This window comes from Paenibacillus sp. ov031, from assembly GCF_900143165.1.
GTDB classification, from domain to species: Bacteria; Bacillota; Bacilli; order Paenibacillales; family Paenibacillaceae; genus Paenibacillus; species Paenibacillus marchantiae.
Genome location: NZ_FRDO01000002.1, coordinates 158601 through 183794 on the forward strand (window position 1 = coordinate 158601; position 25194 = coordinate 183794).

A 25194-nucleotide genomic window follows, 5' to 3' on the forward strand; every position below is an offset into this window, starting at 1 on the left:
TCAAACAAAACAACGAAAAACCCTGAAACTCACAGATCTGTCTTGCTCCGATCTGTTGATTTCAGGGTTAACTTATATCGTATTCATTTGCAAAGAGTCTGTCCTAGGATAAAGACTATTGCTCCTGCTGTGTTGATTTGCGTCTAACTAGCTTCATGACCAGTTCTGTAATGCCTGGTTGTTCTGCGGAACCAAGGATATCCTCGTTCTCTTCCGTGTGAACCTTGATACTCATCACAATCCCCATACTGATCATGTTGATCATAATTGAGGTACCACCCGAACTAATAAACGGCAAGGTAATCCCAGTCAGCGGCATCAGACCAATGAACGGACCGATATTAACAAAAATCTGGTAGAGCAGCATCGCTATAATACCGACAATCAGATATGGCCCTGCCCTGTCCTTACATTCCAACGCAATCAGCACAAGCCTGTGAATAAGAATAAAGTACAGTAGCAGCAACACGGATGCACCTATAAAACCGAATTCCTCCCCAATCTGTACAAAGATCGAATCGGCATATGCCAGTGGCACCCGATTCGACTGAATCGTTGTTCCTTCCAAATACCCTTTTCCCGTAATGCCGCCAGAACCAATTGCAAGCTTCGCGTTATACGTCTGCCAGAGAACATCTCTTGAGGTCAAATCCGGCACAAGCCATGGATCGAAACGATCTGCCCAGTGCGAACGTCCAACATCCTTCAGAAATTTGACAATCTCATCGTGATAATGAATATAAGCCTGTATACCACCGATAAAAGCAGCCACAGCGATAATAAAACCAATAAGGGCATGAGTAAATTTAATATTACCAATCCATAATAGCCCCACAAGAATGACCACATAACTTAACGCATTCCCCAAGTCATTTTGAAGTAATACGAGTAGTAATGGCGGCAGTACACAGAGTGAGATCGGAATGACATCACGTCCAAAATAAAGCGGACGATTCTTTTTTCTGGCTAAAAAGGCCGATAAAAAAACAATCAGGCATAACTTGAACAATTCAGCAGGCTGCAAACTGACTCCGAATATGGATAGCCAACCTTTGGCGCCATAATATTCTTTACCAAAGAACATAACGAAAATGAGCAGCAGCATACCCACGCCATAGATATACAAATAATTTTTGATAATGAATTTGTAGTTGATCATCGACATCCCAAAAAAGACCACGAAGCCCAAAATATAATACATCACTGCACTTTTCGTGAGTCCCTCCAGCTTTGGTCTGCCGAAGGTGGTACTATAAATCGACAAAATACTAATAGCCATCAGTATGAGCAATATAAAAACAATCGAATAGTCTATTTTTTTGAATTTATGCAGCATGTAGTTATGTTCCTCCAAGCATTCAGCAATCTTCGGTATATCTCATTGTAGAGGATTTCACGGCAAAAAGAAAACCCGTGGAACCTTACATTTTCGTCACCTGTTCCGAAGTACGAACACCCAGTACATGCCGTTCTATGCCTGCAAGGTCTGGCACGACGATAATTTCCGGCCAATATCCGGCCGATTCAAGCAGAGCTGCGATGTCCCCAGCCTGACCCTGGCCCAGCTCAAAACCGATAATCTGCGGCGGTGCAGGCAGCAGCACCAGCTGCTCCAGCATGATGCGGTACGGCCCCAGCCCATCGGGGCCGCCGTCCAGTGCCGTGCGCGGCTCATGATCGCGCACCTCGGGCTGCAACCCGGCGATATCTGCCGCCGGGATGTAAGGCGGGTTGGACACCAGGATGTCCACCCGCGCCCCGGCGAACGGGGCCAGCAGATCGCCTTCACGGAAGTCGATCTGTACCCCGTTCGCGACCGCGTTCCGCGCGGCCACTTGCAGGGCGGCCGCCGAGATATCTCCGGCGCCTACCTGCCAGTGCGGGCGCTGCGAAGCCATCGTCACTGCGATGGCACCGCTGCCCGTGCCAATGTCGACGGCGAGCGGAGAGCCGCCGGGAAACACGCGGTCGGCTTCGCGCAGCACAGCCTCGACCAGCAACTCGGTCTCCGGCCGCGGGATCAGCACGGCCGGCGTGACCTCGAACGGCAGCCCGTAGAATTCCTGGCTGCCGATAATGTACTGCGCCGGCTCACCCGCAGCCTTGCGCGTGACGGCGTCTTCCCAGCGGTTGCGAAGCTCGCTGGGAAAGGGCTCCAGCTGCATCATATAGTACGCGGCCCCTTCGCGGCCGAGTACATGTTCCAGCAGCAGCCGGGCATTGTTGTGCGGCTCGTACACGCCGCACTTCTCCAAAAAAGAGGAAGCCTCCACGAAGGCTTCCCGACAACTCTGTTCCGGCGTCATGACAAACTGCGCGCGGGTCACAGCATTATTCTCCTCTATCCATCATATCCGTCTGCTCGGCAATCGTCAGTGCAGACACGATATCAGCAATCTCACCATTCATGATTTGATCCAGCTTGTGCATCGTCAATCCGATACGGTGATCCGTAACACGGCTTTGTGGGAAATTATAGGTACGAATCCGCTCACTGCGGTCACCTGTACCCACTTTGCTCTTCCGTTCACTCGAAATTTTCGCTTCTTCTTCCTGACGCATCATATCGAAGATACGCGTACGCAGAACCTGCAATGCTTTTTCCTTATTCGAGTTCTGGGATTTACCATCCTGACACGTAGCCACAATTCCCGTTGGAACGTGAGTTACCCGTACAGCCGATTTCGTGGTATTAACCGATTGTCCACCGGCACCACTGGAACAGAACGTATCTACACGGATATCTTTATCATGGATTTCAATATCGAAATCTTCGGCTTCAGGCATAACGGCTACTGTCGAAGTAGACGTATGAATCCGACCGCCGGATTCCGTTGTAGGAATACGTTGCACACGGTGTGCGCCACTTTCGTATTTCATTTTGCTGTACGCGCCGCGTCCATTAATGAGGAATACGACCTCTTTGAATCCGCCCAAATCATTTGTGTTAACGTCCATCAGTTCCACGCGCCAGCCTTGCGTATCGGCATAACGTGTGTACATCCGATAGAGATCCGCTGCAAACAGCGCCGCTTCATCCCCACCAGCTGCACCACGAATTTCTACGATGACGTTTTTATCATCATTCGGGTCTTTGGGCAGCATGAGAACACGAATCAGATCGTCCAGTTCTTTCTGGCGAGTACTCAGTTCATCAATTTCCATTTTGACCATTTCACGCATCTCGTCGTCCAGCTTCTCGCCCTGCATTTCTTTCGCAGCTTCGAGATCCTGGCTCACTTGTTTGTACTCATTGTATGCTTCATAGGTAGGCTGCAGATCCGATTGCTCTTTGGAATATTCCCGCAGCTTCTTGTTGTCACTTGCTACATCCGGGTCACACAGCAGCTCGCTGAGTTTCTCGTAACGGTCGGCTAACGCCTGTAATTTATCAAACATGTATAGTCACCTCACGCATTATTTTCGTTCCAGCATTTCAACGTTCATTCGATTCATTCGATTCCGATAGGCATTCAATTCATTCATGCGTTATCAGACCATTTATATTTCACAAGGCACGGAGTTCTCAGAAATCCCTGACCGTAACATTCATTTTATGATCGACGTATAACATCGCTACAACGTCATCAAATCCTTTACTTTTAAGTTATATAAAAGAAATCGCGTACCCGGTGTCAAACCCGCTTCAACTCATTAAGCTGAGCGAGAAATTTAACATAGGTATACGACTCTTAATTATAGCATATTCTTATGCTCCTGAATAGCAACTGTTTGCAGCAGCTGCATCCAAATTTTGATTTACTTTATTTTAAGCAACCAGATTGATTTGCAACCGCTATAAGAGTATAAGAGCTCATCTCCCATGAGCCTTCTTCCTTTTATTATATCCAGAGCGAGTAAACAATCCAGTAAATGTACAGGATATACAGACAAATTTATTGTCGAATGCCTTAAGCTCATTGAGAATTTTTTTGCAATATGTAAAAAGCCCTGCCATCTTCATTAGAAGACGACAGAGCTGTTATACTCGTATATTCAAGTATGTTTTCTTATCTAGATTATCCAGATTAGACGTTGAAGCGGAAATGCATAACATCGCCGTCGCTTACAACATACTCTTTACCTTCGAGACGAAGTTGTCCGCGTTCTTTCGCACCGTTCATGGAACCGGCAGCAACCAGATCGTCGTAGGAAACAACCTCTGCACGGATGAATCCGCGCTCGAAGTCGGTGTGAATGACACCCGCTGCGCCAGGTGCTTTTGTACCCTTACGGATCGTCCAAGCACGAACTTCCTGTACGCCTGCTGTGAAGTACGTGTACAGACCCAGCAATTTGTAAGCAGCTTTGATCAACAGGTTCAGACCGGAATCCTCGATACCGAGTTCTTCCAGGAACATTTGTTTATCTTCGCCTTCCAGCTCCGAGATCTCTTCTTCCACTTTCGCACTAATCGGCACCACTTCTGCATTTTCAGCAGCTGCGAATTCTCTTACTTTTTGCACATAAGCATTGTTCGCCACATCACCGATTTCGTCCTCAGCTACATTGGCTGCGTACAGAACAGGCTTCAGGGTAAGCAAATGCAGATCGCGCACGATCAGTCGCTCTTCGTCCGTAAGCTCCATGCTGCGTGCTGGCTTGTCTTCGTACAGAACAGCCTTCACTTTCTCCAGTACTTCCACTTCCTGAGCAGCTGACTTGTTGCCGCCCTTCATGTTTTTCTTGGAGCGATCGATTTTTTTCTCAACACTCTCGATATCGGCCAGGATCAGCTCCAGATTGATCGTTTGGATGTCGCTTACCGGATCAATTTTGCCATCAACATGTGTGATATTCTCGTCTACAAAGCAGCGTACCACGTGTACAATTGCGTCTACTTCACGAATGTGTGCAAGGAACTTGTTACCAAGACCTTCGCCTTTGCTCGCACCGCGAACAAGACCTGCGATATCTACAAATTCAAACGCCGTTGGTACCGTTTTTTTCGGTACAACGAGTTCTGTCAATTTGTCCAAACGCTCGTCCGGTACTTCAACGATCCCCACGTTAGGGTCAATCGTACAGAACGGATAGTTTGCCGATTCAGCACCAGCTTGTGTAATTGCGTTAAACAGTGTGGATTTACCAACGTTTGGCAGGCCCACGATTCCAGCTTTCAAAGCCATGTATATGACAACTCCTCATTGATTACTTGTTCGGTATGGATAATCCTATACATTATATATGACAAACCCCAAGGCATCAAGGAACTTCGCCAATTCGACCAGAGCGCCATCCGCTTCCCCAAATCCCTGGTTACTGCGGATGATTCGTTTTGCGTAGATCATACGTTTGACTTAGATTATCCGATTTTAGTTTTACCCTTTGATTTCCTTGTACATCGTCAGATCCGTTACCTCATACCCCATCTTGCGATACAGGCTGCTTGCCCGCACATTATGTCCAAAGACATGCAGACCAATGCGATCCACGCCAAGGCTCAAGGCTTCCTTTTCAAGCGCCTCCATCGTCTCTGTACCGTAACCCTTACCCCGATAGGCTTCTTCGACCACAATATCCAGCAAAAAAGCGTCTTTGCCACGGCGGTTATCCGTAACGTTAAACCAGATATAACCCACATTCCCGTCCACGGCATGCACCAAATTATAGAGGTACGCACCCGGTGTATTCAGCCCTTCAGGTAAATATTTGTCGTAGGATGCCTCCGCAAGTCCCTGCGCCTCTTCTGCAGCCCAAGTACCCGCCTCCACTTTCTCTTCTGCAAAATCTTTAATTGAGCGAACACGGAAATTTTCATATTCTTCTTGATTCATGGGGATCAGTTCCATTGGTTTCCCTCCTAGTTTGAGTGTTCTATGTATGATCTTTTTGCACTCTATAGTATTGTATCTTGTTATACCATGGTCTGCATGATGCAATTCAAGCCAAATCCTATACAACTTTTAGTTACCTCACTCTGTTTATATCTATATGAAAGAAAGGAGCAGATTACTTATGAATACGCGTCGTCCCTTTTCAAAAAGGAAAATAATCATCCTATCTACAGTGATTCTCTTCATTGGATTAGTTATTTCTATAGTTTACCAGGCGCTGGACCCCTTCAGACATTTAAGGATCACGATTCATAATCAGTCCGACTATGATCTTTCAAATATTACAGCACGCGTGAGCAGCGGCGTTGACTCGTTCAATACAAACAATGAGGGTACTATATACAACTTAAATAAAGCAGTCCCCAGCGGGGAACAAGTGAAGTTCGCTCCACAGCTGCAACTTTCCGGTGAAGGATCCGTCTATCTGGAGTTTACGAACAGCCGTGGTGAAACCTATAACAAAACGGTATGCGGCTATACCGAATACTTATCTGGCAACTCCTATGTGACTGTAACCAACGAAACGATAACCGTGAGAGAAGATTGTATGTAGCCCTTCTCTCCCACGTTAAACAACAAAAAGAGGCTCCCCAATTCGTCATGATCTGACGGGGTTCCCCTTTTAATTTTCTAAGGTTCGTTAGCTCAGCTCACATAAAACCAAATCGAATTCAACGCCGTTCCACCAGACGCGACGTCTGCTTCAAATCCTTGATCCGCCCTGCACCAATGCCAAACATGACGGTACGCAGCTCGAATTCAACCTGCTCCAACCGCTCATTCAGCGCATCATCGGAAGCGACGGCAGACTCCAGCAGAGATCGGCCGAATCCGGCCAGATCTGCACCAAGCGCCAGCGCTTTGGCCGCATCAACGCCTGAGTACAGTCCACCGCTGCCAATCAGAACACCTTCCGGGCTTACCGCTCTCACTTCCTGAATACACTCCGCTGTCGGAATGCCCCAGTCGGCAAAAGCTTCTGCTGCCGCACGACGTACCGGATTCGAATTTCGGAACTTTTCGACCTGCACCCAGCTGGTGCCACCTGCTCCAGCCACATCGATAAAAGCCACACCTGCTTCGTACAATCGCTGTGCCGTCACGCCATCGATGCCAAAACCCACTTCTTTCACGCCAACAGGCACGTCCAATTGACGGCACAGCTCCTCGATCCGATGAAGTAATCCGCTAAAATCGGTATTGCCTTCAGGCTGGAAGATCTCCTGCAAGCTGTTCAAATGCAGCACCAGCATATCTGCGCCAGCAATCTCAACGGCCCGCTGGAAATCAACAGTGTTAAAGCCGTAGTTCAGCTGCACCGCGCCAAGGTTCGCGATGACCGGAATATCCGGTGCCCAGCGCCGCACATCAAAGGTGGTTGCCAGTTCGGGCTGTTCCACGGCAGCCCGAATCGAACCTACGCCGAGTGCCCAGCCTCGGGCGTTTGCCACACGGGCAAGCCGCTCATTAATGGCACCCGTTGTTTTGCTGCCACCCGTCATCGAACTGATGAGCAAGGGTGTACGAACCCTTTTACCAATAAACGAAGTCTCCAGACTTACCTCTTCAAAATTCAATTCAGGTAACGGGTTATGACGAAAAGTATACCGCTCCATTCCGCTGGTTACCCCTTCTCCTGCCACATTCTCTTCAAGACAGAGGCGCACATGCTCCAGCTTCCGTTCCCCCGTAGCCACCTCGGGAAGCAGCCGTTTGCCGGCTCGCTCTTGTTCATTCATGATGAGACCTCCTTATGTGAGAATAGTGCTGATGGACAGGATAATTGCCAGTTTCGGCTAGGTTCCGTTCAGGATTTGCCCGATACAGCAGAGAGATTCTCAGAAATATTAATTCTTATTATGTAACGTACAAACGGTATGATTTGGATCTATATTATAAATGATATTCACACTCAGCGCGTCAACTCTACCAGTATAACGTTCCGGCCCAGCAATGGAAAGGGTGCCCCGAAACCCAATAATAACTTGAGTTTCGAGGTTCTACATATATTTGATAACTAGATATTTGGAGGTTGGGTCAGTCATTCTGTTAGATGAATCTCTTCTATAAATTACTTTACAATTTCCGATGCAAGCTGCGCTCCAACAAGCTGCCCGGACAATGTCACAATCGGTGTTCCACCGCCCGGATGCGTTGTTCCGCCCACGTACCACAGCCCTTGTACATCCTTGCTTTTATTGCCGGGACGCATGAAGGTCTGCTTCACGGAGTTGGACGAGATGCCGTAGATCGACCCTTGATGGGCGAGTGTATCCCGTTCTATATGTTGAGGTGTGTACCGGATCAGCACATCCGACTGCTTCAATCCCATAATTCCCCGCTGGGCCAGCTTCTCCAACACCAATTCACCGTAACGGTCCATCTGTTCACCCCAATTCCATGAGTCCGACAAATACGGAGCGTTCACCAGAATGAACAGATTGCTCGCTCCTGTCGGAGCCATGCCCGCTTCCGAATAACCGGAATAACAGATGTAGATCGTCGGATCGGCAGGCATTTTTCGGTCACGGAAAATATGATCAAACTCCGGTTCATACCGTTCCGGAAAAAAGACGGTATGGTGCAGCAGGGATTCATACTGTCTCTGCACACCAGCCAGTGTCACGAACCCCGAAATCGACGGCTCATACTTGCGAATTCGCTCATCGCTCATCTGTTTGCGATATTCTGGTGCAAGCAGCAGCCGATTGACGCTAAGCACATCTCCATTGGCAACGACCTGATCGGCTTCCCGGAAGCCCTGATCCGTATCCACACCTGCCACTTTACCATGTCTGACAACAATTTGATGGACTTCGATGCCAGTAACGATCTGCACCCCTTTTTCCTGTGCAAGCCGTGTCATTGCTTCTATTAGTTGATAGGTTCCACCCTTGACCCCATAGATGCCCTCTTCTGCTTCCACATGACCCATCATGGCAAAGATCGAAGGCGCCTGATATGGCGATGACCCAACATAGGTTGCGTACCGACCGAACATCGTAAGGGTATGGGGATGTTGGAAATAAGAACGCAGCAGTTTATCCAGCTTCACTGTAGGCCTTACACGTAGCAGACTGCGCAGCATTCGAAGATTATATTTATCCTTAGGCGACAACAGCAGCTTTCCAAGAAAATGACGATTGGCTTCCAAATACAGCGCTGCAGACTCGTCCATAAATGCATCGTAACGGGCTGCATCCTCCGGGCTGTAGGCAGCAATCTGCTCTTTCATCCTCTCTCGATTGCCCGACAAATCAACCACGGTTCCATCTGCAAATATATTACGTGTACGAGGTTCCAACTCATATAGCTGCACATAATCTTCCATCACCACACCAGCGTGATCGAAGACGGAACGGAAGCTTGCGGGCATCGTGATCGTACTTGGCCCCCGGTCAAAATGATATCCATCCTGCTCAATCTGTTGCAGCTTTCCACCGACCCGCTCCTGCCGCTCCAGAATGGTGACCCTCACTCCTTGCGAAGCTAGACGAATGGCACACGATAGACCTCCAAATCCTGCTCCGATAATAATGACGTTACCCTTCAACTGTACCGCCTACCCTTCCATACATACCCCTTGCCGGAACGGCCTGCCTGCCAGGAAGCGATGCCGATCGCAATGACACAGGCCATACTAATCGGCTGCAGGAAAGCAAGCCACCAGGGTTGTCCTCCAGCGTGATCCGATACCCTTTTGACTGCCATCCCGAGCACGGTTCCCACAAGACCATAGATGATGGACGTAGAATTGCCCGCCAACAAACCGATCATCAGACCGAGCGGAGGCACAATATACATCAGTGTATACATCAGCATCGTGCCTAACAGCAGCACATCTTTGCGCCCCATACCTTCGTACATGTTTTTCTTATAGCCGTTCCACACTTCTGCACCATTCTGGTACATTCGTGTATTCGTTACATCATGAACATCGGCCAACATGACGGGATGTCCCGCACGCTTAACCGCCTTCGCCAGACTCATGTCATCGACCAGATCAGCCTGGATTGCAGCATGTCCACCAGAGGCCTTATAACTGGAACGATGAATGAGCAAAAACGCCCCAGTAGCGGCTACAAACATTGGATTGGATGATCTGCGTATCATGAAAATGGGGAGATGGCTGATGATGGTGAACACCATCATAGGCACAACGAGCTTTTCCATCCAGGTCTTCGTCACCTGATAGGGGAATCCCGTTACGAGGCCGCCGCCTTGCTCACACCCCGCAGCAATAGTCTGCCGGATGGCTTGCGGTTCCAAGCGTACATCGGCATCCACGAACATAAACCATTCACCCTTGGCCTCCTGTACCAGTCGGTGACAAGCATGAGATTTTCCCATCCAGCCTACGGGAAGTTCCACGCCATGCAGCAGGCGCACACGTGGATCACAATCGGCAATTGCTTGAACTATAGCTGCCGTCTCATCTTCCGAGCGATCATCCAGCACCAGTACTTCCATCCGAAATCCAGATGTATCGCTGGCAAGCACACTTTCCAGACATCCTTGAATGTGCAGTTTCTCGTTGCGGGCAGGAATCAACACAGAGACCAGCATATCCCTGTCTTTCAATTCATCTGCGTTGAATGAACGCACTTTGGGCAGACAGGAGACGTTCCATATTGCAAACATCAACTGAACGCCCAATACACAAGTCAGTATAATCCAACCTATTTCAGATGCACTCATCGCTAACGGTTCACCCGCTTTCGTGCCGCATCGTATTTTTCACTCGTAGAACGTACATGACGAATCAGTGGAAAAGCGCCCGGTAAACTCCCCTGCCCGATGCGTACCAGCTCTGATTTATGGTCATTCAACTGCTGCTCCAGCACCCTGCTCAATCTGGTGGCAATCTCGTCACTCTTCCATGTCTTCCAATTTTCTATTACAGGCGCACCCACCTGCATCGATACTTCCGGTAAATCATGTTGAACCATGCCATGGCACAAAGTCACAGGTACAGCTACGGCCCTCGGTGAGCGGCGAAGCAGCAGACCAATGCCTGGACGAAACTCAATTGGCCTGGCATCCTGATGCAGAATTTCCCCTTGGGGAAAGATCCAGACCCTTTTGCCGGAGTGAAGCAGCTCGGTGGTATATTGCAAGGAGGTTCGAATGCTGGATGCATTCTCCTTATTGATTGAATACGCGCCAAGTTTGCGGAAAAAGGCATATTGTCGCAGCTGCTCTTCTTCCATCATGACATAATGATCGCCTCGGGAAGTCTGCTGCGATGCATGATAGAGCAGCAGACCATCCCACCACGAGCTGTGGTTCATGAAATAGATGACCGGTTGATCCGGGTCCATGGGTGAGTCATTGTTCGGGAGCAGCGGGTCCAGTGACCCTGATAACGTAAACGAGCGAAAACGTCTCCGCAGCAAATAATAATGATTGTATAAGGAAAAAATCCGGTTAAACGGTTTTGATTTTACGGCGCGAATCATATAGCCAGCTCCCCTCAGCAAGAAGCACACCTACAATAGCAATGATGAAGCTGCCTGTAATTCCTTCTTTGAGAGCTAACAACCCAAACAAAAGAATAAACAGCTGATATAACCATTTTGCACGCAGCAATGAGCTTCGATCTGAAGGCATTGCCGGAAGAAACAAAGAGAGGAACGCTCCCATTACAAACCAGCTTATGTAATTGGTCCAGGGCACACCGTAGAATCCACCTGGGGCTTGCCATTGCCAGAATCCTCTGGCATGCGCAACCGGGTCCAGCACCAGATCGAGCACGATGGCCCAAAATCCAGTCTTAACCGCCCGGATCAGCTTGCCGGTCCAGGTCGAGCCACCGCCACTGAGCAGAGCCGAGTTACCCACCACGGCAATCCAGGCGAAGCCTAGTGTAACGGGTACACTAAACAGGTGGATTCCGAAGAAGTCTGAATACGAATACTCGCCAAAGGGCCAGTGTGTATGCACGCCGACCCATTCTACCCCCATGCCACCCAGCCATATAATAAAGGAAACCAGCCAGAGTCCAGGTTTCATCCAAATGACTGACTGGTCGGACAACCCTGTCCGTTTCCGTCCTTGATATATCAGATCCAGCACATACAGTGCATAGAAGATTAGAAACAAACCGTTGGAGAAGGACAGTACATCCGGAACACCGATCGTCAGCATCAGTACCGCTCCGATGAAGTACCACGCCCAGTACAGGCCCTGAACCATCAGGATACCGCCGTGCGGGAGGCTTGGTAAGCCAGCATTGGATAACGTTTCACAATGGCACCCAGCATCTCCAGTTTCAGTTCATCACTAACAAATGCACGCTTCGTGTACACGTCATAGTCGTTGCGCTCAACCGCATGCAGAATAGTCGAATAAAAGGCTGCAGCCAGCTCAATGGCAAATGCACTTTCGGTTGGATACGTATCCAGACGGTCCATACCGATACGGAACCAGCCCAGCGCAGCTGCTTTTAATTCATGAATGATGGCTTTAAACCTTTCGTCAACAACACCGTTAGCCCAATCCTGTTCGGAATATCCATGCTTCTCCATCAACTCCAGCGGAACATAGCGGCGGGCTCTTGCCCGGTCTTCGCCCACATCACGGATAATATTGACGATCTGCATACCTTTGCCCAGCGCAATCCCGTTCATAGCCACGTCTGTACCGTTGTCATCTCGCAATACAGGCAGCAACATCTCGCCGACGGTTCCGGCAACCAGATAACAATACTGTTCCAGTTCCTCCATCGTTGTATAATGTGTGACTTTAAGATCAGTTAATTGTCCGTCCATTTGACGGAAGAAAGGCCCCTTGTCCAAATGAGGGAAACTCGTAAACAGCCATCGTAATGCCGGCCAAATAAAATGTCCTTCCGCTTCTTCCAGTTGATTGAACAGATTGCGGATTTCATGAATCGTATAGGGCGACTGCTCCGGCTCATCTACACTGTCATCGATCATGCGGCAAAAGGCATAGATCACGTACACGGCCTCGCGGCGTGGGCTGGGCAGACCTCTGAAGGCTTGATAAAAAGATGACGAGCCCTTTTGCATTAATTCCTCACACTTGTTCAAAATCGCTTCATTCATGTTTCCATCTCCTTCGTCAGTAAATTCACTGCCATCCGTGCACTTTGCATCACAATAGGAACCCCGCCTCCCGGATGTACAGAAGCTCCTGCCGCATACAGTCCCCGGATTGCCGGGAATGGCTTCGGTTGCGGACGATATACACCGGATTGAAACAGTACGGGTGCGATGCCAAAGCTGCCGCCGCCATACAGCCCGTCACGCTCAGCGTCAGCGGGAGTACGTATTTTTTTCCACTTGATTGCTTCACGAAGTCCCGGAAATCCGCGTTGTTCCGCTTCTTCCAACACTCGTTCTGCCAGCGCTTCGCTCTCCCGAGACCAGTCGACACCATCGGCATCCGGCACTGGAATGAGGAAGTACAACACACTCTGACCTGGCGGAGCTGCTGTCTCGTCCAACGCAGCCGGATTGAATACATAAAAAGAGGACTTCGCCGGAATGCGGCGCTGGTCGAACACTTCCCGCAGACTGCCGTCCAGACTAGGAGGTAGGAAAAACTGATGCGTCGTTGCATCCTCCCAGGTTTTGTCTACGCCCGCATAGATCAACACACATCCTGATGAGGGACGATATGGCTTTCGTTTACGTGAAACTTCAGGCGTCTGACCCAGCAGACCCGACAGGTGGGGGAAATCGCCATTGTAGATAACTGCATCCACATTTTCTGCGCCTGCGGCAGTTTCTATACCTTCGCACACACCATTTTTAATATTCAGTCCCGTCACTTCCCTGTTCAGCACCACGCGACCACCACGTGATATCAGTTCCTGTTCCAGTATGGCAGGTAATGCAGCATAGCCACCCTTCACCATCCAGATGCCATATTCATGCTCTGCATAAGGAAGCAGGGAGTAAATACCCGGCGTGCCGAAGGGAGATCCCCCAATATAGAGACTTTGCAGCGAATAAGCATCCAGCAGTTCCTCATGCTGAAAATAATCGCCTACAGCCTTCCGTACACTTTTGTGAGCACTTAATCGGCCCATCAGGGACATCAGAGACGGAGTGAAGAAATCCCTTTTTCGCGGAAAAGCCTGTTCCAGAAACGCAGCCCGTCCCGCCGGAAACAGTGTGTCCATATCTTTCATAAATTTCGAGAATCCCTTGCTTTCTCCAGGGAAGAGACGTTCAATCTCTTCGGCCTGCTGTTCACGTGCCGTCATCTTGGTCATCACACGACCGCTGCTGTAATGAACCCTGTACAATGGATCACAACGCAGCAGCTCAATCTTCGAACGATCCACACCTGCTTCCTCCAAAATGCCAAGCAGCATCTCGGGCAGAAGTACGATGGTCGGGCCTTGATCGATCCGATATTCCCCTTCCTGCTCGTAGCCGATACGACCTCCAACTCTGGAACCCCGTTCGTATACCGTTACGTCCCAACCCTGTTTATTCAGCAGCAATGCTGAAGTAAGACCGCCAATGCCTGCACCTACGATGGCTGCCCGTTTCATGAATGGCCTCCCGCTTCCGCCGTTTTCACATACGAGGATGGTTTGGAGCGCTTGCGAGCGTCCTCTTCCTGGATCAGCTTCACGCTGATTCGAGCCGATTCAAAGATGGTCGGCAGCCCACTGCCCGGATGCGTTCCGCCGCCCACCAGCCATACCCTTTTCAACTCTTCAAACTGGTTATGCGGCCGCAGATACATCATCTGCCCAAGATTATGAGCCATGTTAAATGTTGCTCCACGGTACACGTCGAGTTCATTTTGCCAATCCAGCGGTGTAAACATCATGGATTCTTCAATACGACTGCGGATGTCTGACAACTCAGGAATCGATTCCATCCGCTTCATCATCGCCTCCCGCACATTCTCCCGTTCTACCTCCCAATCGATGTCTCCGGTAAGGTTCGGCGTAGGCATGAGAACATATAAAGCAGATTTTCCTTCCGGTGCGAGCGTCGAATCGAGTCTGGAAGGGTTATGAATATAGAGAGATGGATCCGCAGACAACACTTTGTGCTTCGTAATCTCGTCGACATTGAGTCGATAGTCCTCGGGAAAATAGATCGAATGATGCGGTAAATCCACTTCACCGTCCACGCCCAGATACAACATGGCTGTGGAGCAAGAGTACTTTTTACGCTTCATTTTCTCCGGTGTATATTTCTTGAGTACGCCTGGTTCAAACAGATGGTTCACGGCATTTGCAAAGTCTGCATTAACAACGACATGGTCCGCTTCAATGCGTTCGCCATTTTCAAGCAAAACGCCTTCTGCACGACCATTGCGAACAATGACCTGTTTAACTGGACAGGATGTATGTATTCTTCCTCCATATTCTTCAACTACATCAGCCATGGCTTGAAATACGCGATTGACGCCTCCAATAGGGTGAAACAAACCATAGTGGTGCTCAATGAATGACAGAATCGTAAACGTACCCGGGCAATCCCAAGCGGACATGCCGAGGTATTTGGATTGGAACGTGAATGCCCAGCGCAAGCGCTCATCTGTGAAATAGCGGGACAGAATGCCGTAAACTGTATTGTTAATATCGAGTTTCGGCAGAGCTGTCATGGCATCTTTTCGCAAATAATCTGCCAGCTTGCCAAAAGGCCTGCGCAGCAAAGGCATGACTTTGCCAAACTTCACTTCCTCTTCCTGCATGAACCGAAGGTAATTGTCCTCGTTGCCGGGGAAAAGCTCCTTGATCTGTGCAGCTGTATCTTCACGATTACGAGAAGGCGTAAACACCTTATCACCGAAATTTAGGGCATACAGCGGAGTCAGCTCTTTCATCTCCACATAGTCTGATATCTTGCGTCCTACAACGTCGAACATCTCTTCAATCAACTGCGGCATCATCAAAAATGTGGCACCACGGTCGAATCGATATTCACCCAGCTCCAGTCTGGCAGAACGTCCCCCGATGACTGGCTGTTTCTCATATACATCTACTTCGTACCCCTGGCCGGACAATAACATCGCTGCTGCAAGTCCACCCGGACCTGCACCAATGACAGCTGCACGTTTACGTTGCTGATTCGGTATCATGCCACTCACCTTTCCTATGTTAAGAACTATCTCTAGGACTATAGTCTTTAACCTATTATTAAACCGCCCATGAACAGTTCAAGCGGGTAAACGCAAAAACATTATACAAATGTAGTACAAATATTATACAACTTATTAAATCAAAAAATGACCGACTGGTCAAATTCTCTAATAAGATATTTTGGAATACAAAAAAACACCCTCTGCGCTCTTGCGTCAAAGGATGTCCTGTATACCCAAACCTATACATTCTATTTTAAAATACATTTTCAAAAAGACACGAATCAGTTATCTCCGCCCAGGCGATGGTTCAACAAAATACTCACGTTCCATCCACGCTTGCCAATCCGATGAATCTTCAGGCATAATCCACTGCGGATATCGTGCTTTCTCTGTACGCTCATAACCCTTGCCTCCAAGTACAAAACGCATATGCGGGAACTCGTCCACAATTCGTCCTATGAGTTGATCACACCGCTCAAGAAGTTCGGAACTAGTAACCGATAGACAGACCAATCGGATGTTCTGCTCCCGGATAATTGGGAATAGCCCCTCTTCCGGTGTGTTGGCTCCGAGATAGAGCACTTCTGCACCATTTTTACGCATAAACAGGGAGAACAACAATAATCCCACCTGATGATGCTCCCCTTCCGGGCACAAGGCCAGAACTTTGGGCAGATGCGGATAGATCGGGAACAGATGGAAAAACTGATAAAAGCGCTGTGAGATCAGTTGTGTCATAAAATGCTCTTGAGCGACCGAAGCCCTGCCTTGCTCCCATGCATCCCCAACCCGAACCAGAATAGGCACCAGCACATGATAAAACATGGAATCATATCCGTACATGGTGAAGCCAAAATCAATCAGACCATTGGCTCGTTCACCCTGAAAGTTGTATAGCGAGTCATAGATCTGATCGGCTATACGTACATAAGCCTCTTCCATCGTGGGTACTGGAGGCGTTAACGATGTAGGCACTGCAGCTTCATGTGAACTGGTTTTGTTCACCTTGAGCATACGTACTGCTTCCGAAATATTCGTCTGGTGCTGCTCCACCTGCTCTTTTAACCAGCGCAGATCTGCAACATTCTCTTCCGTGTACAAGCGATAACCCGATTCCGTCCGCTCAGGGGTGACCGCACTGTACCGATTCTCCCAAGCCCGGAGCGTTACCGTCGGAATACCCAGCATGGCAGCGACTTGTTTGATGGAATACACCTTATTACCCACTTTCTTTCCTGAAATAGCCAGACTTTCGCAGGTTAAACGAATCCTTATCCCGTCTTTGTCAGGTATATGAAAATCCGAACATTCCACAAAAATAATACACTCATTATACACAACGGTCATATGCATGTCGATTGAATCGATCGAAATGGTTTTGCCTTTCCTGACGACTTAAATAATCTGTCAGGCTCTCTGCGTCAATGTTGTCATCCGGGTGGTAATAGAAGTCAGCACGTTCAGAAAGGGGAGTTATTGTTGTTTTCTTATCGCCGCCAGACATCAGACCGCAAGTCTTCACGCGGCAAATTTCCATACATACGAACAGGACTCGTCCTATTGGCACTATGGCTCATCGCCGTCATGCTCTATCAGACCTATAAACCGTTACCATCCGGCATTGCCTATGAAAGTCCTGAATACCGGGTGGATCAGGTACAGTTTTTGCATGATCTGACCTATCCATCCGCTGATGGACAGATGGAGCACGAACAGCAGATCTTCCAGCGCATGCTTCAGGTTATCGAGGACGCGGAACAGTTCGTCGTCGTTGATATGTTTTTATTCAATAATTACCAGCACAAAGGTCAGCAATTTCCACCCATCAGCACAGAGTTTACGGAAACACTGGTTGCCAAAAAACTTCAGAAACCGGATATGGATATGTGGTTCATTACGGATGAAGTGAACACCAACTATAACTCCGCACCGAACCCGTTACTGGAGCAGATGAAGCAGGCCGGAATTCACGTGGTCATCACAGATGTGGACCCTTTACGTGACTCCACTCCTGTCTACTCTGCGGTCTGGCGCACCTTCTTCCAGTGGTTTGGACAATCCGGCAATGGCTGGATTCCGAACCTGATGGCAACCGATGGACCGGATGTCACCGTGCGTTCCTACCTTAAGTTGCTCAATGTGAAGGCCAATCATCGCAAAGTGGTGGTCAGCGAGAAGACAGCTATTGTCTCCTCAGGCAATGTTCATGATGCCAGTGCCTATCATTCGAACATTGCTTTTGAAATAACCGGACCAATCATCGGAGATATTCTTCAGTCCGAGCAGGCCGTACTAAACATCTCGGGTGGAGGTAAAATTCCTTCCTATACAGCTCCTACCACAGACCCGAATAAAGGAGATTTGCGAATTCGCTATCTGACCGAGGGCAAAGTGAATGACGCAGTGCTCCATGAGATTAATCAATCGGCAAAAGGTGACATCTTGTGGATGGGCATGTTCTACATCGCTTCACCCAAAGTACTGGATGCACTGCTCGAAGCCTCGAAACGGGGAACCGAGATACGGCTTGTGCTCGACCCGAACGAAAATGCCTTTGGTCAGGAGAAGACTGGCATTCCCAATCGTCCTGTAGCTGCTGAGTTACATGATAAATCGGATGGCAAAATACAAATTCGCTGGTATAACACAACCAAGGAGCAATATCATACTAAGATGATGTACATTGCCAAAGCCACCGGGGACCATATCGTCCTTGGAGGATCGACCAACTTCACCCCCAGAAACATGAATGATTACAATCTGGAAAATGACCTCTGGGTTGCTGCACCACCAGACAACTCATTTACTCATGATGTGGCGAATTATTTTGACCGGATATGGAATAATGAAGATGCCGAGTTCACCCTGAACCTGGATGAATTTCAGGAAAAGACTACATTTTTGAAAGAAATCGTATATAAGCTGCAACTGATTTTGGGTTTAACGACCTTCTAATGGAAAATGAAATTCCAAGCATAAAGCCGCCTGTACACTATCGTGCAGGCGTTTTTTGTGCCTTGACAGGGAATGTAAAATGTGAAAATATAGGTTACCTAACGACCGTTAGGAAGGTGATATTAATGACTGCACATTCGATTCGGGATGCAGCCCTGTTCCATTTTGCAAGAGATGGATATGAAGGAGCCTCCTTAAGAGCAATCGCTGACGAAGTCGGGATTAAAAAACCGTCTATATATGCACATTTTAGCGGCAAGGATGACCTGTTTTTGCAAACCCTTGCGCATGCGTTTAAGGATGTTCAGCGTCGAACGCTCGAATACTTCCGTGATCACGCCGATCTGCCATTGGAACAAAGGTTGAAGGGTTTGCTGATATGGTTTGAGCAAGAGTATAACTGTAATGCCTCTGCCCGCTTTATGCTGCGTATGTGTTACTTCCCGCCGCTTTCGCTATATAGCGAAGTGATGGATTTAGTTTATCCGTTTCTGGACGGTATGGAGCGGTCACTGACACGACTGCTGCAAAGGGCGACGCGCAAGGGGGAACTACAGGCTGTTCCAGCAGAACAAGCTGCGATTACTTATATGACTTTTCTCGATGGCATCACGGTTGAGATTATTTATGGAAGTTCACGTCGATACAGAAGACGGATTGAAGCTTCCTGGCCAGTCTACTGGCATGGCATTCATCATCTGAAACAAGAGGCACTGCCCGTTGTTTTGAAAGGAGATTCATCATCATGAACCGCAACTGGTTATATGTATTTGTCGGAGGACTCATTGAGATTGTATGGGTAAGCGGGCTGAAACACGCCTCTAATGTTTGGGAGTGGGCTTTGACGGCCCTAGCCATCATCCTGAGCTTTGGATTAATCATTGCTGCTTCCAAAAGATTGCCTGTGGGTACGGTGTATGCCGTATTTACGGGGATTGGTACTGCAGGTACGGTACTGGCTGAAATGCTGCTATTTGGTGAAGCATTCTCACTTGCCAAGGTTTTGTTAATCGGCCTGTTGCTATGTGGTGTGATCGGACTGAAACTGGTCACGGATCAACAATCGGCAAAAGGAGGTGAAGCATAATGGCTTGGATGGCAATTGTGGGCGCAGGCATATGTGAAATTTTTGGCGTCATCGGCATTAATGGTGCTTCTACCCGAAAAGGCTGGCCTTATATCGTGCTCATGCTCGTATCGTTCGCATTCAGCTTCTCCCTGTTATCCTATGCGATGACTTCTATTCCCATGGGTACCGCGTATGCGGTGTGGACTGGAATCGGTACGGTGGGCAGTACGTTAACAGGTATGTTCCTGTTCGGTGAGCGGAAGGAAGCCAAGCGGCTGCTGTTTATTGCCATGATTTTGGTGGCGGCGATCGGATTGAAACTGATTACGTAACGTAAATACCTCCATTATATATCTTCCATAATATTTAATTATCCCAAAAAGACGACTTTCGATCAGAAAGTCGTCTTTTTGGGATATGATGTAAGTAAGAAACCTCACCACACTCTGTTACGTAAGAAAGGAAGTCGTGATGATGAAGAAATGGTTCGCGCGTATGGGTTCATTTACCGGATATATCTTTCTGGTCGCTGTGGGAACCTTTTATTTGATTGCTCTTGTAGCTATTATTCTTCTAGCCATTTACGTCTTTAAAGGCGGATCATGAAATAGATCATACATATTGCAATGAACATTCGTCGCTCATATATACAGCCTTTACTGCGTCTGCATTACGTAGGAAAAATGCTCCAGTCCCCATATAGTATACCCTCTTCTTTTTCCATTTTTCTCCCATTTGAATTCCATTGTCTTTATCGTTTATACTTGGTTTGACCCTAAAGTCAATTCAAGAACTCATAAGTTCCGCAGGTGAGGTGGATGTATCGTTAATGAACCCTATCCATGAAATGAATGAGAAGAAAAAGCTCATTATTACCACAGCACTCAAGCTGTTCTCAGCCAAAGGCAGTGCTGCAACCTCCATGCAGGAGATTGCAGAAATATGCGGGATGTCGAAAGGCAGCCTCTACCTCATGTTCAAATCCAAAGAGGAATTAGAGGCCAGTACGATGGAGTACTGCATATTCACGCTCATGGACGAAATCTCCCAGATTGAACATGAAGCTGGGCTCACTTCGAGAGAACGTCTGCACAGGCAGATTGAAACACTGCTTGTCCATGTATCCGAGCTGAAAGAATTTTTACGCGTGCAAATGCGCAGCATGATGATGGATGAAGAGCAGCATCGCAAGGAAAAGTGCAAACCGAAAAACAAGGATCTGGAGATCCGTACCCTGCACTGGTTCAAGGACAAACTGGAGGATCTGTACGGACCGGAGATTGGACCCTATACCTTAGACCTTATTTTGCTCACGCATGGTCTGTTCCTCTCCTACATCAAAATCTGGTTTACGGAAATGCCTTCCCTTACCGTATCCAAGATGGCAAGCAACATGCTGCAAACGATTGATTATGCAGCTCGCGGATTGCTCGATCAACGCCCTGCCCCTTTGGTTCCTTTGGAACATTGGCCAGCATGGAGCAGCGATTCAGATACAGATTCCACAATGATGCGTCATCCTATTCATATCATCAAACAGATGAAGGATATCATCTCTTCTGATATGCCTCCAGGGCAATTGCGCAATGACGCGTTGGAGACCATCGCCATCCTGAGACAGGAAATCATGGAATTCACACCGCGACGTGCCATTATTCTGGGCATGATGCGTAATTTGGATCACATTCCTGTCATCCAGCCATTGCACTCCGAGCTTCAGCACATTATGGATGCCATGTATAGCCGGTTCATCCAGGCTGACTCGTCACAACAATAAAGAAATACAGGGAGAAACAGAGAGGAGAAGAAACCATCGTATGAAAGGGATTATTAATTTTTCACTGAACAACAAGTTTGCGATCTGGATTCTGACCATCATCGTTTCCTTCGCCGGTTTGTACAGCGGACTGACGATGAAACAGGAGACCATTCCAAACATCAATGTGCCATTCTTGAGTGTTACGGCCATTGATCCAGGGGCAGCTCCAGAAGGTATTGTCGAGGATGTCACCAAACCACTCGAACAGACCTTAAGAAATGTAGAGGGAATTAAGACACTCACCTCTACTTCCATGGAGAATGCTTCTTCCATCACCCTCGAATTTGATTATGGTACCGATCTGGACAACGCTACCGCAGCGGTACGTGAAGCACTGAATGAGGTGCAGTTGCCGGATGGTGTACAGAAACCAACCATCTCGAAGTTCAGCATCAACTCCTTCCCGGTTGTCTCGCTCAGCTTGTCTGACAAGGACGGCGGCGATCTTGAACAATTGACTCGACTGGTTGAAACGGATATCCAGCCTGCACTCGAAGATATTGACGGTGTAGCTCAAGTCCAAGTTTCCGGCCAATATGTTAAGGAAGTTCAACTGAAGTTTGATCAGAAAAAAATGAATGAACTCGGTTTGACTGAAGATACAGTCAACGGCATCGTTCAAGGCTCTTCTGTCCGTGTACCACTCGGACTGTTTGAACTGGACAAAGCACAGAAAGCTGTTGTTGTTGATGGCAACATCATCGATCTGGATGATTTGAAAAATCTCGCTATTCCGGTTGTACCAAGCGGTGCAGGAGCAGGCAGTGGTTCGGCCACAGCACCACAAGGCGCCGGCGCACAAGCTGGTGGAGCAGCTCAAGGCTCTGCACAAGGTTCTGACCAGGCTGCAGGACAAGCCGCAGGTGGAAATGCCAGTGTAGGCAGCACTTCAGGTGCCGCAAACGCACCTGGAATTCCAACGGTTAAATTAAGCGAGATCGCCAAAATTGAAGTCATTGGTCAGGCGGAGTCCATTTCCCGGACAGACGGTAAGGAATCCATCGGGATCTCCATCGTTAAGTCCAATGATGCCAATACAGTTGATGTCGTTAAGGCGGTTAAGGACAAAGCGGAAGAATTACAAACGCAGTTCAAAAACGCCGATTTGACTGTTTTGCTTGACCAAGGTAAACCTATCCAGGACTCCGTAAACACGATGCTGTTCAAAGCGATGTTTGGTGCTTTGTTCGCCATTTTGATCATTCTGTTGTTCCTGCGTGATATTCGCTCCACCATTATTTCCATTGTCTCTATCCCGCTCTCCTTGCTCATTGCATTGACAGCACTGAATATGATGGACATTACGCTGAACATGATGACCCTGGGTGCCATGACGGTCGCGATTGGACGGGTTGTCGATGACTCCATCGTTGTTATCGAGAATATCTATCGCAGACTGACACTCAAGGGAGAGAAACTTAAAGGCCGTGATTTGATCCGGGAAGCTACCCGTGAAATGTTCATTCCGATCCTTTCTTCCACGATCGTAACCATTGCGGTATTCCTGCCGCTGGCACTGGTGAGTGGTATGGTCGGTGAGCTGTTCATGCCATTTGCCTTGACCATGGTCTTTGCTTTGCTGGCATCCCTGATTGTGGCTGTTACGATTGTACCGATGCTGGCACATACGCTGTTCCGCAAAGGTCTGAAGAACAAGCAGAATCATGAGGAAAAACCAGGCAAGATGGCGGAAGGTTACAAACGTCTCTTGAACTGGACATTGTCTCACAAACTCATCACCGTCGGCGTTGCTGTATTGCTGCTCGTCGGCAGTTTGTTCCTGTATCCGTTCATCGGTGCAAGTTTCTTGCCGGAACAACAGGATAAATATGTGACCATTACGTACAGCCCGGAAACTGGAGCTTTGCGTGAAGATGTTGAAAAAGAAGCACTCGTAGCCGAGAAATGGTTGCTGACGCAGCCAGGTCTGGAGAAAATGCAGTATTCCATCGGCGGCAGCAATCCACTGAGCAGCATGGGTGGAGGCAGCTCCAACTCTGCTCTCTTCTATATCGAATATAACGAAGATACGAAAGACTTTACAAAAGTGAAAGAACAGCTTGTGGAAGGTCTGAAGAAAGAAGTTACCGTAGGAACCTGGAATGAGCTTGACATGTCTGGGGGACTGGGAGGCAGCAGCTTGAGCCTTTCCATCTATGGTGACAATGTAGATCAGATCAAACCTGTCTCGGATGAAATTCTGAAGCTGGTTGAAGCAGATACCGAATCTTTTGAAAAAGCCGACACTACGCTCTCTGATACCTACGGGCAATACACGCTCGTCGCGGATCAGGAAAAACTGAGCTCGCTCGGTCTGACTGCTGGCCAACTGGCTATGACCCTCAGCCCTGCACGTGAACGCCCTGTACTCACAGAAGTGGATATTGAAAACAAAACGTATAAGGTCTATGTAGAGACTGACAAAAAGACATTTACCAGCATTGCTGATATTGAAAACGAAAAAGTTACTTCACCACTCGGCATTGAAGTACCAATCAAAGATGTCGCGAAAGTGGAAGAAGGCACTTCACCGAACTCCATCATGCGTATTGATGGCAAAGTCGTTGTGCAGGTATCAGCCAACATCTTAGCTTCCGATGTACAAAAAGCATCATCAAACTTGCAGGCGAACATCGACAAACTGGATCTGCCAGATGGTGTTGAAGTGAAGTTTGGCGGTACAACCGAACAGATTAATGACACGTTTACCCAACTTGGTCTGGCCATGCTGGCAGCCATTGCGATTGTATACTTTGTGCTTGTTGTTACGTTCGGCGGTGGACTGGCGCCATTTGCCATCCTGTTCTCCCTGCCATTTACCGTCATTGGTATTATGGTCGGCCTGTTCGTAGCTGGTGGTACGCTTGACGTATCTGCCATGATGGGTGGACTGATGCTGATCGGGATCGTGGTCACCAACGCCATCGTCTTGATCGACCGTGTTATTCACAAGGAAAAAGAGGGAATGCCTACTCGTGAAGCCTTGCTGGAAGCCGGAGCAACGCGTCTGCGTCCAATTCTAATGACAGCTCTGGCTACCATTGGTGCCTTGCTGCCACTGGTGACAGGACTTGAAGAAAGCGCAGGGATCATCTCGAAAGGTCTCGGAATTACCGTAATCGGTGGTCTGATCAGCTCTACGCTGCTGACTCTGGTTATCGTGCCAATCGTGTATGAGTTCCTGATGAAGTTCAAAAAGAAAAGAATTGAAGATTAATCGACACCTTCTGTTGATTGAATTAAATCATCACTCAGAATTATGATGAGCTTCTAACATAGAACACCCCTTAGTCCACATTAGAATGGTTTGTACATTCTGATCTGCGGCTAAGGGGTGTTTTACATTTAACTATAGTTTCTTAGCATCGGTCATAGAAACATCTAGATGTTAGATAGAACTACATAGAAATAATCCATTTTGTTTTATTTCATAAAAG

22 protein-coding genes are annotated in these 25194 nt (G+C 48.2%); 8 read left to right on the forward strand and 14 right to left on the reverse strand.

Annotated features, from left to right (window positions below; all coding sequences use genetic code 11):
- Positions 1-115: 115 nt before the first annotated feature.
- The 5 genes from BUA17_RS11005 to BUA17_RS11025 all read right to left on the reverse strand — a co-directional run bounded on the left by BUA17_RS11005 (position 116) and on the right by BUA17_RS11025 (position 5792).
- Positions 116-1336 (reverse strand): FtsW/RodA/SpoVE family cell cycle protein, encoded by a 1221-nt coding sequence (locus BUA17_RS11005; RefSeq protein ID WP_072733630.1) that lies wholly within the window; start codon positions 1334-1336, stop codon positions 116-118.
- 85 nt (positions 1337-1421) lie between these two features.
- On the reverse strand, positions 1422-2306 hold the full coding sequence (prmC, locus tag BUA17_RS11010) for a peptide chain release factor N(5)-glutamine methyltransferase (RefSeq protein WP_083584700.1): 885 nt from the start codon (positions 2304-2306) through the stop codon (positions 1422-1424).
- 25 nt (positions 2307-2331) lie between these two features.
- On the reverse strand, positions 2332-3399 hold the full coding sequence (prfA, locus tag BUA17_RS11015; RefSeq protein WP_063566965.1) for a peptide chain release factor 1: 1068 nt from the start codon (positions 3397-3399) through the stop codon (positions 2332-2334).
- 629 nt (positions 3400-4028) lie between these two features.
- Positions 4029-5129: a redox-regulated ATPase YchF gene (gene ychF / locus BUA17_RS11020; protein WP_063566964.1), complete on the reverse strand. Its 1101-nt coding sequence runs from the start codon at positions 5127-5129 to the stop codon at positions 4029-4031.
- A gap of 192 nt (positions 5130-5321) precedes the next feature.
- Positions 5322-5792: a GNAT family N-acetyltransferase gene (locus BUA17_RS11025; RefSeq protein WP_072733632.1), complete on the reverse strand. Its 471-nt coding sequence runs from the start codon at positions 5790-5792 to the stop codon at positions 5322-5324.
- 166 nt (positions 5793-5958) lie between these two features.
- Here BUA17_RS11025 and BUA17_RS11030 point away from each other — a divergent pair, with 166 nt between their 5' ends.
- Positions 5959-6390 carry a hypothetical protein gene (locus tag BUA17_RS11030; RefSeq protein WP_063566962.1) on the forward strand — a complete coding sequence of 144 codons (432 nt, stop codon included), beginning with the start codon at positions 5959-5961 and terminating at the stop codon, positions 6388-6390.
- A 118-nt stretch (positions 6391-6508) separates the two neighbouring features.
- On the opposite strand, the gene fni is transcribed toward BUA17_RS11030, so the two are convergent.
- From fni to BUA17_RS11075, 9 genes are all read right to left on the reverse strand, one after another.
- On the reverse strand, positions 6509-7576 hold the full coding sequence (fni, locus tag BUA17_RS11035; protein WP_072733633.1) for a type 2 isopentenyl-diphosphate Delta-isomerase: 1068 nt from the start codon (positions 7574-7576) through the stop codon (positions 6509-6511).
- A gap of 332 nt (positions 7577-7908) precedes the next feature.
- Entirely contained in the window at positions 7909-9390 is a 1482-nt protein-coding gene (crtI, locus tag BUA17_RS11040; protein ID WP_072733634.1) for a phytoene desaturase family protein, read from the reverse strand.
- Positions 9387-10535: a glycosyltransferase family 2 protein gene (locus BUA17_RS11045; RefSeq protein WP_063566959.1), complete on the reverse strand. Its 1149-nt coding sequence runs from the start codon at positions 10533-10535 to the stop codon at positions 9387-9389. The genes crtI (BUA17_RS11040) and BUA17_RS11045 overlap by 4 nt, the downstream gene beginning before the upstream one ends.
- A 2-nt stretch (positions 10536-10537) precedes the next feature.
- Positions 10538-11296, reverse strand: coding sequence for a lysophospholipid acyltransferase family protein (locus BUA17_RS11050; protein ID WP_063566958.1), 759 nt, complete (start codon positions 11294-11296; stop codon positions 10538-10540).
- The gene (locus tag BUA17_RS11055) at positions 11265-12032 is read right to left on the reverse strand and encodes a carotenoid biosynthesis protein (protein WP_072733635.1); all 768 of its coding nucleotides are present in this window, start codon (positions 12030-12032) and stop codon (positions 11265-11267) included. The genes BUA17_RS11050 and BUA17_RS11055 overlap by 32 nt, the downstream gene beginning before the upstream one ends.
- Positions 12032-12904 (reverse strand): phytoene/squalene synthase family protein, encoded by an 873-nt coding sequence (locus tag BUA17_RS11060; RefSeq protein WP_063566956.1) that lies wholly within the window; start codon positions 12902-12904, stop codon positions 12032-12034. The genes BUA17_RS11055 and BUA17_RS11060 overlap by 1 nt, the downstream gene beginning before the upstream one ends.
- On the reverse strand, positions 12901-14364 hold the full coding sequence (crtI, locus tag BUA17_RS11065) for a phytoene desaturase family protein (protein WP_072733636.1): 1464 nt from the start codon (positions 14362-14364) through the stop codon (positions 12901-12903). Before crtI (BUA17_RS11065) ends, BUA17_RS11060 begins: the two co-directional genes overlap by 4 nt.
- Positions 14361-15911 carry a phytoene desaturase family protein gene (gene crtI, locus BUA17_RS11070; protein WP_072733637.1) on the reverse strand — a complete coding sequence of 517 codons (1551 nt, stop codon included), beginning with the start codon at positions 15909-15911 and terminating at the stop codon, positions 14361-14363. The genes crtI (BUA17_RS11065) and crtI (BUA17_RS11070) overlap by 4 nt, the downstream gene beginning before the upstream one ends.
- 288 nt (positions 15912-16199) lie before the next feature.
- Positions 16200-17129 (reverse strand): MerR family transcriptional regulator, encoded by a 930-nt coding sequence (locus BUA17_RS11075; RefSeq protein ID WP_072733939.1) that lies wholly within the window; start codon positions 17127-17129, stop codon positions 16200-16202.
- Positions 17130-17393: 264 nt separating this feature from the next.
- Here BUA17_RS11075 and BUA17_RS11080 point away from each other — a divergent pair, with 264 nt between their 5' ends.
- The 7 genes from BUA17_RS11080 to BUA17_RS11105 all read left to right on the forward strand — a co-directional run bounded on the left by BUA17_RS11080 (position 17394) and on the right by BUA17_RS11105 (position 24974).
- Complete coding sequence (locus tag BUA17_RS11080; RefSeq protein ID WP_063566953.1) at positions 17394-18869, forward strand: phospholipase D family protein; 1476 nt, start codon at positions 17394-17396, stop codon at positions 18867-18869.
- A 125-nt stretch (positions 18870-18994) separates the two neighbouring features.
- Positions 18995-19618, forward strand: a complete 624-nt coding sequence (locus BUA17_RS11085) for a TetR/AcrR family transcriptional regulator (protein WP_072733638.1) — start codon at positions 18995-18997, stop codon at positions 19616-19618.
- A complete protein-coding gene (locus BUA17_RS11090) occupies positions 19615-19956 on the forward strand; it encodes a DMT family transporter (RefSeq protein WP_072733639.1) in 342 nt (113 codons plus the stop codon). The genes BUA17_RS11085 and BUA17_RS11090 overlap by 4 nt, the downstream gene beginning before the upstream one ends.
- Complete coding sequence (locus BUA17_RS11095) at positions 19956-20270, forward strand: DMT family transporter (RefSeq protein ID WP_063566950.1); 315 nt, start codon at positions 19956-19958, stop codon at positions 20268-20270. The genes BUA17_RS11090 and BUA17_RS11095 overlap by 1 nt, the downstream gene beginning before the upstream one ends.
- Positions 20271-20409: 139 nt before the next feature.
- A complete protein-coding gene (locus tag BUA17_RS31835) occupies positions 20410-20544 on the forward strand; it encodes a hypothetical protein (protein WP_274568725.1) in 135 nt (44 codons plus the stop codon).
- Positions 20545-20767: 223 nt separating this feature from the next.
- Positions 20768-21715: a TetR/AcrR family transcriptional regulator gene (locus BUA17_RS11100; RefSeq protein WP_083584669.1), complete on the forward strand. Its 948-nt coding sequence runs from the start codon at positions 20768-20770 to the stop codon at positions 21713-21715.
- Between the two features lie 40 nt (positions 21716-21755).
- Positions 21756-24974, forward strand: a complete 3219-nt coding sequence (locus BUA17_RS11105; protein WP_072733640.1) for an efflux RND transporter permease subunit — start codon at positions 21756-21758, stop codon at positions 24972-24974.
- Positions 24975-25194: the final 220 nt, after the last annotated feature.